The sequence below is a fragment of the Streptomyces sp. NH27 genome (assembly GCF_056859195.1).
Genome location: NZ_JACEGK010000665.1, coordinates 1 through 3,636, shown reverse-complemented (window position 1 = coordinate 3,636; position 3,636 = coordinate 1). Strand labels below are relative to the sequence as shown.

Annotated in this window: 3 protein-coding genes; 2 read left to right on the top strand and 1 reads right to left on the bottom strand. The window is 73.8% G+C overall.

From position 1 onward, the window contains the following. The first annotated feature begins 155 nt into the window (after positions 1-155). Positions 156-800, top strand: coding sequence for a lamin tail domain-containing protein (locus AC13HU_RS34045; protein WP_483045854.1), 645 nt, complete (start codon positions 156-158; stop codon positions 798-800). 61 nt (positions 801-861) lie between these two features. On the opposite strand, the gene AC13HU_RS34040 is transcribed toward AC13HU_RS34045, so the two are convergent. Beyond that, entirely contained in the window at positions 862-1,830 is a 969-nt protein-coding gene (locus AC13HU_RS34040; protein ID WP_483045853.1) for a helix-turn-helix transcriptional regulator, read from the bottom strand. 113 nt (positions 1,831-1,943) lie between these two features. On the opposite strand from AC13HU_RS34040, the gene AC13HU_RS34035 reads away from it, so the two are divergent. Then, positions 1,944-3,464 (top strand): MFS transporter, encoded by a 1,521-nt coding sequence (locus AC13HU_RS34035; protein ID WP_483045855.1) that lies wholly within the window; start codon positions 1,944-1,946, stop codon positions 3,462-3,464. The last annotated feature ends 172 nt before the right edge of the window (positions 3,465-3,636 follow it).

Sequence of the window (3,636 nt, the reverse complement as noted above, 5' to 3'; positions counted from 1 at the left end):
AGACAAGAGTTACCGAGATGTCCGGATTCTGTAACGCGAGGCGATCTTTCATCACGGCAGGTGGTCCAGCGGTCACAGTGAGCATGCCCGGCGGATCGCCGGGCATCCGCACTACTCGTCCCGGTCCCGTACCGGACCCGCACGAAGGGGGACACATGTCCCGCATCGCCACCCGTATGACCGCCGCTGCGATCGGCGCCGGCGCGCTGCTGGCCGCCGCCGCACTGCCGGCCGCCGCCGCCGACGGCCGGCAGCACCAGCCGCACCACCCGCAGCGATCCGCGGTGGTCCTGGGAGCGGTCCACCACGACAACGCCGGCCGCAACCAAGCGGCCAGGGCGCTGGACGCGGAATGGGTCACGGTCAGCAACACCGGCCGCAACGCGGTCAACCTGAACAACTGGACGCTGTCCGCGAGCGACCACCACGTCTACCGGTTCAGCCACCTCACCCTGGCCGGCCACAAGTCGGTACGCGTGCACACCGGCACGGGCCGGAACACCACCCGCGACGTGTACCAGAACAGCCGCACCCTGGTGTGGGGCCACTCCACCGAGACGGCGACCCTGCGCGACAGCCGCGGGCACCTGGTCGCCAGCAAGTCGTGGGGCAAGCGCGACGAGCACCGCGCCGGCCGCGCCGGTGACCACCGCACCGGCCACCCCGCCGGCCGCGCCGGTGACCACCGCACCGGCGACCACCGCACCGGCGACCACCGCACCGGCCACCCCGCCGGCCGCGCCGGTGACCACCGCACCGGCGACCACCGCACCGGTGACCACCGCCCCGGCCAGCGCTGAGCCGTAGTACGCCGTGCCGCCCCGTCGCCCCGTCGCCCGCACCAGGGCGGCGGGGCCGCGCTCAGACCGCCAGCGGCCGGCGGCGGAGCTCCTCCTCCGTGACGACCAACGCGTGCAGCCGGTCCAGCCGTTCGCGGGTGGTCGCGTCGGCCGGGACGTACGTGGTCAGCCGCGGGCCCTGCTTCGGGCCGAGCCACAGGTGGGTGAAGTCGAAGGCGAGCAGGCCGACATCGCGGTTGAGGTAGCGCTTGATGTGGCTGTCGGGCTGGATCAGCACCTCGTGCCGCTCCCACATCGCGCAGAACTCGGGGGACCCCTGCTGGAGCCGCGTGAGCAGGGCCTTCCAGGCCGGCTCGGCGAGGTGCTGGGCCATGGAGGCGCGGAACTTCGCGGCCATCAGCCGGATGTTCTCCTCGCGGTCCAGCATCCGCTCGCGCCACGCCGGGTCGGTGAAGGCGAGCCACATCAGGTTGCGGTCCTCGGGCGGCAGCAGGTCGAGGTCGCCGACCAGCCGCCCGTAGGTGCGGTTGTGGGCGATGATGTCGTAGCGGCTGTTGAAGACCGCCGCGGGCAGCGGTTCGAGCTGGTCGAGCATGGCGCGCACGGACGGGGACATGCCCGGGCAGTCCAGGTCCGGGTGCGGGTCGGCGGCCCCGGCGAGCGTGAACAGGTGGCGCCGTTCCATCCGGTCCAGCATCAGCGCGCGGGCGATCGCGTCGGCGACCTGCCCGGACACCTGGATGTCCCGGGCCTGTTCCAGCCACGTGTACCAGGTCACCCCGACCGCGGCGAGCTGCGCGACCTCCTCGCGGCGCAACCCGGGCGTGCGCCGACGGCGGCCGGGCAGCAGCCCGACCTGCTCCGGCGAGATCCGCTCGCGGCGGCTGCGCAGGAAGGAAGCGAGTTCGTGCCGGCGGCTCTTGGCGGCCACCCCGGCGTCCACCACCTCGACCCGGTCCACGGCCACACCGCCGGCAGCCGTACGGTCAACGCCCTCGCTACGGTCGGCGCTTGGCGCGGTCGATGTCATGGTCCCAGCGTGCCGCACTCCGCAGACTGTTGCCAGGTAGCGGGTATACCTGGATAGACGCTCTCTGGTACCCCCTTGAGCAGCGGTCCATCGTTGGGCACGTGACCGATCGAATGGACCACACCCTGATATCCCGGGCCCAGGTGCTGCCCCGGGTCACCCACCTCGGCACCGGCAAAGGCACTGGCACTGGCAAAGGCACCGGCGCGAGCACCGGCAAAGGCACCGCCAAGGGCACCGACCCCGCCCCCTCCCCCGGCCTGGGCACCCTCGGGCTGCTGACCGTACTGCTGGGCGCCGCCCTGCCGATGGTCGACTTCTTCATCGTCAACGTCGCGCTGCCCACCATCGACCACGACCTGAACGCCGGCGCCGCGGTACTGGAGATGGTGGTCTCCGGCTACGGCGTCGCGTACGCCGTGCTGCTCGTGCTCGGCGGCCGGCTCGGCGACATGTTCGGCCGCCGCAACCTCTTCCTGTGGGGCCTGGCGCTGTTCGCGCTGACCTCGCTGGCCTGCGGTGTCGCCCCGAACGCGTGGACGCTGGTCGGCGCGCGGGTCGCCCAGGGCGCGGCGTCGGCGCTGCTGCTGCCGCAGGCGCTGGCCACCATCCAGTCCGCGACCTCCGGCAGCGGCCGCGGCAAGGCACTGAGTTACTACGGCGCGACCGCGGGCATCGCCAGCGTGGTCGGGCAGGTGCTCGGCGGTGTGCTGGTCTCCGCGGACATCGCCGGCAGCGGCTGGCGGGCGATCTTCCTGGTGAACGTGCCAGTCGCCGCGGTCGCCTTCTTCCTCGCGCTGCGCTCGGTGCCGGAGACCAGGTCGCAGCACCCGGCGCGGATCGACCGGGCGGGCACCGGGCTGCTCGCGGTCACCCTGATCGCGCTGCTGCTGCCGCTCACCGAGGGCCGCGCGGCCGGCTGGCCGGTGTGGGCGTGGGCGCTGCTGGCGCTGTCTCCGTTCACCGCGGCCGCGTTCGTGGCGGTGGAGATGCGCGGCGAGCGCGACGGCGGCAACCCGCTGCTGCCGCCGTCGCTGGTCCGTATCCACAGCGTGCGCAGCGGGTTGATACTGATCGTGCCGCTCTGCCTGGGCTTCGGCGGCTTCATGTTCGTGCTGGCGGTGGCAATGCAGGACGGGCTGAAGTTCAGCGCGCTGCTGGCGGGCGCGGCGCTGGCCCCGCTGTGCGCGACGTTCTTCGCCGCCTCGCTGCTCGGGCCGCGCGCGGTCGCGCGGTGGGGGCGCGGCACGGTGACCGGCGGGTCGCTGATCCAGGCGGCGGGCCTGCTGATCCTGGCCGCCACGTTCTTCTGGGGCTGGCCGCACCTGGGGGTGTGGGCGCTGGCGCCGGGCATGGCGGTGACCGGGTTCGGGCAGGGCCTGATGCTGCCGGTGACGTTTCGGATCGTGCTGAGCGAGGTGCCCACGGCGCAGGCCGGGGTCGGCAGCGGCGCGATGGCCACCACCCAGCAGTCCGCGCTGGCGCTGGGCGTCGCGACGCTCGGCACCCTGTTCCTGAGCCTGTCGACGTCGATCGGCGTGCGGGACGCGCTGGTGTGGACGCTGCTCGCGCAACTCGTGGCGGGGGCGGCGACGGTCGCGCTGAGCCGGCGGCTGCCGCGCACGGTGGCGTGAGGGGGGCGCGTCCCACCCGGGCAGCCGGCGCGGGCACTTGGGCGCCCGGGCGCCTGGGGCACCCGGGCGACGGGCAGGACGTTCGGCCGACGGGCGGCGCGCCGGGGCGAATCGCGACGGGCCGCCCGCAGGACACGCCGGGCACCGGGCAACGAGGCGACCGCACCGAGAA

Bases quoted from the DNA above. Each gene is read 5' to 3' on its own strand.
- AC13HU_RS34045 (WP_483045854.1), top strand. From the start codon at position 156: ATGTCCCGCATCGCCACCCGTATGACCGCCGCTGCGATCGGCGCCGGC.
- AC13HU_RS34040 (WP_483045853.1), bottom strand. From the start codon at position 1,830: ATGACATCGACCGCGCCAAGCGCCGACCGTAGCGAGGGCGTTGACCGT.
- AC13HU_RS34035 (WP_483045855.1), top strand. From the start codon at position 1,944: ATGGACCACACCCTGATATCCCGGGCCCAGGTGCTGCCCCGGGTCACC.